The 3,341-nt window shown below is 55.6% G+C and carries 2 rRNA genes and 1 pseudogene (1 of these 3 only partly in view); 1 reads left to right on the top strand and 2 read right to left on the bottom strand.

Annotation, left to right across the window (positions count from 1 at the left end):
* Nucleotides 1-64 precede the first annotated feature (64 nt).
* Nucleotides 65-370, top strand: a pseudogene (locus DVH29_RS09735) (integrase core domain-containing protein); the annotation flags it as partial.
* A 28-nt stretch (nt 371-398) separates the two neighbouring features.
* On the opposite strand, the gene rrf reads toward DVH29_RS09735, so the two are convergent.
* Nucleotides 399-514, bottom strand: a 5S ribosomal RNA gene (rrf, locus tag DVH29_RS09730).
* Between the two features lie 194 nt (nt 515-708).
* Nucleotides 709-3,341 (bottom strand): 23S ribosomal RNA (locus DVH29_RS09725); it runs 97 nt beyond the window's last position.

Genomic DNA, 3,341 nt, shown 5'->3' with positions numbered 1-3,341 from the left:
GTGGATGACTTCGATCTGCGTGACCGGATGAAGGCGATTGCCCATGAGCGCCGGCGCTTTGGGTATCGGCGCCTGCAATGGAAGGCTCAGGGACGAGATGCTCAACGAAACCCTGTTCCCGAGCTTATCCTATGCCCGTATCGCCCTGAGAGAATGGCGGGCTGACTACAATGGAAATCGCCCACACTCGCGGCTGGGCTGGCTCACCCCAACCGAATACGCCACCACCTTCACCCCACGACGGGACCTGGCGCTGCGCTCAATGGTCAGCTCCTCGCCAACCGCTCGTCTAAGACGTCCATGTGAGGTGTTTGCGCGCCCCAACGCAAAAAGGCCTCCGTTATGGAGGCCTTTTTGTGTGTTTGGTTGAGATGGGGTTTTTTGAGTGTTCTTGATAGACCTGGCGGCGACCTACTCTCCCGTGCCTTGAGACACAGTACCATTGGCGCTGAAGCGTTTAACGGTCGAGTTCGGAATGGGATCGGGTTCTGGGCGCTTCGCCATAGCCACCAGGTCGATCAAGGACACTCTTTGTTTTCGTGCAACTGGTCTTTTGTTTTGCCTCACGGGCCGTTTCGCTTCGGGCATGACGGCGCGAAAGCCGCGCCTATGCCCTTTGCTGGCCCTCCGGCGGGGCGCGCAAGAAGTTGCGCGGGGTCCTCGCCGAGGCTCGTCTGCTTTTAGATCTGCGGATATTGGTCAATGAGAACGATCAAGTTCGATCGAGCTATTAGTACCGGTAAGCTTCACACATTGCTGCGCTTCCACACCCGGCCTATCGACGTGGTGGTCTTCCACGGCTCTGATAGGGAATACTGGTTTTGAGGGAGGCTTCCTGCTTAGATGCTTTCAGCAGTTATCCCGTCCGAACTTAGCTACCCTGCAATGCGGCTGGCGCCACAACAGGTCCACCAGAGGTTCGTCCACCCCGGTCCTCTCGTACTAGGGGCAGCTCCTCTCAATATTCCGACACCCACGGCAGATAGGGACCGAACTGTCTCACGACGTTCTAAACCCAGCTCACGTACCACTTTAAATGGCGAACAGCCATACCCTTGGGACCTGCTCCAGCCCCAGGATGTGATGAGCCGACATCGAGGTGCCAAACGATGCCGTCGATAAGGACTCTTGGGCATCATCAGCCTGTTATCCCCGGCGTACCTTTTATCCGTTGAGCGATGGCCCTTCCACGCGGGACCACCGGATCACTATGACCGACTTTCGTCTCTGCTCGACTTGTCAGTCTCGCAGTCAGGCAGGCTTATGCCATTGCACTCAACGACCGATTTCCGACCGGTCTGAGCCCACCATCGCGCGCCTCCGTTACTCTTTGGGAGGCGACCGCCCCAGTCAAACTACCCACCACACGCTGTCCCGGGTGCTGTTACACCGCGGTTAGACATCCATGACGATAAGGGTGGTATCTCACATTGCGGCTCCACGAGAACTGGCGTTCCCGCTTCAAAGCCTACCACCTATTCTGCACATGCCGACACGAATGCCAGCGTGAAGCTATAGTAAAGGTGCACGGGGTCTTTCCGTCTGACCGCAGGAACCCCGCATCTTCACGGGGAGTTCAATTTCGCTGAGTCGATGCTGGAGACAGTGGGGAAGTCGTTACGCCATTCGTGCAGGTCGGAACTTACCCGACAAGGAATTTCGCTACCTTAGGACCGTTATAGTTACGGCCGCCGTTTACCGGGGCTTCAATTCAAGGCTTGCACCTCTCCTTTTAACCTTCCGGCACCGGGCAGGCGTCAGACCCTATACGTCGCCTTACGGCTTCGCAGAGCCCTGTGTTTTTAATAAACAGTCGCCACCCCCTCTTTTGTGCCACCCGCCAATGGTTGCCCATCAACGGGTCACGCTTATCCCGAAGTTACGCGTGCAATTTGCCGAGTTCCTTCAGCATCGTTCTCTCAAGCGCCTTGGTATACTCTACCAGTCCACCTGTGTCGGTTTAGGGTACGGACTATAAGCTGGGGCTATTTCCTGGAACCGCCTCACTGCATCCCCAATCCAATAAGGGGATACAACTCTGGCAATCCGTCACTTCCCAGCAGGCTCACGAATATTAACGTGATTCCCATCGACTACGCCTTTCGGCCTCGCCTTAGGAGCCGGCTAACCCTGCGCTGATTAACATTGCGCAGGAACCCTTGGACTTTCGGCGAGAGTGTCTCTCACACTCTTTATCGCTACTCATGTCAGCATTCGCACTTCCGATACCTCCAGGAGCCCTCACGGGTCTCCCTTCGCAGGCTTACGGAACGCTCCGCTACCGCGTGCAGTAAACTGCACACCCTAAGCTTCGGTGCATGGCTTGAGCCCCGTTACATTTTCGCCGCAGGAACGCTTGACCAGTGAGCTGTTACGCTATCTTTAAAGGATGGCTGCTTCTAAGCCAACCTCCTGGTTGTCTAAGCATTCCCACATGCTTTCCCACTTAGCCATGACTTGGGGACCTTAGCTGTAGGTCAGGGCTGTTTCCCTTTCCACGACGGACCTTAGCACCCGCCGTGTGTCTGCCAGATAGTACTCTTGGGTATTCGGAGTTTGGTTAGGTTTGGTAATCCGGTGAGGACCCCTAGCCCATCCAGTGCTCTACCCCCCAAGGTATTCGTCTGACGCTCTACCTAAATAGATTTCGCGGAGAACCAGCTATTTCCGAGTTTGATTGGCCTTTCACCCCTAGCCACACGTCATCCCCGTCTTTTTCAACAGACGTGGGTTCGGTCCTCCAGTGCGTGTTACCACACCTTCAACCTGCACATGGCTAGATCACTCGGTTTCGGGTCTAATCCGTCGTACTTAATCGCCCTATTCAGACTCGGTTTCCCTACGCCTACACCTAACGGCTTAAGCTTGCACGACAGACTAAGTCGCTGACCCATTATACAAAAGGTACGCCATCACCCAGGACAAACCTTGGGCTCTGACTGTTTGTAGGCATCCAGTTTCAGGAACTGTTTCACTCCCCTCGTCGGGGTGCTTTTCACCTTTCCCTCACGGTACTTGTTCACTATCGGTCGCACACGAGTACTTAGGCTTGGAGGGTGGTCCCCCCATGTTCAGACAGGATTTCACGTGTCCCGCCCTACTCGAGGACAAACAAGCTTTCTACCGGTACGGGGCTATCACCCACTAAGGCGAAGCTTTCCAGCTTCTTCCCGTTCTTACTTGTCTGCCACTGGCCTGGTCCGGGTTCGCTCGCCACTACTACCGGAGTCTCAATTGATGTCCTTTCCTCCGGGTACTGAGATGTTTCAGTTCCCCGGGTTAGCTCCCTTGCGGGTGGTCCGAAGACCGGGTTTCCCCATTCGGAAATCGCCGGATCAAAG

Origin of the sequence: Pelagibacterium lacus, from assembly GCF_003345525.1 — a bacterium.
Taxonomy (GTDB): domain Bacteria; phylum Pseudomonadota; class Alphaproteobacteria; order Rhizobiales; family Devosiaceae; genus Pelagibacterium; species Pelagibacterium lacus.
This window is presented reverse-complemented; position numbering and strand designations above follow the sequence as displayed.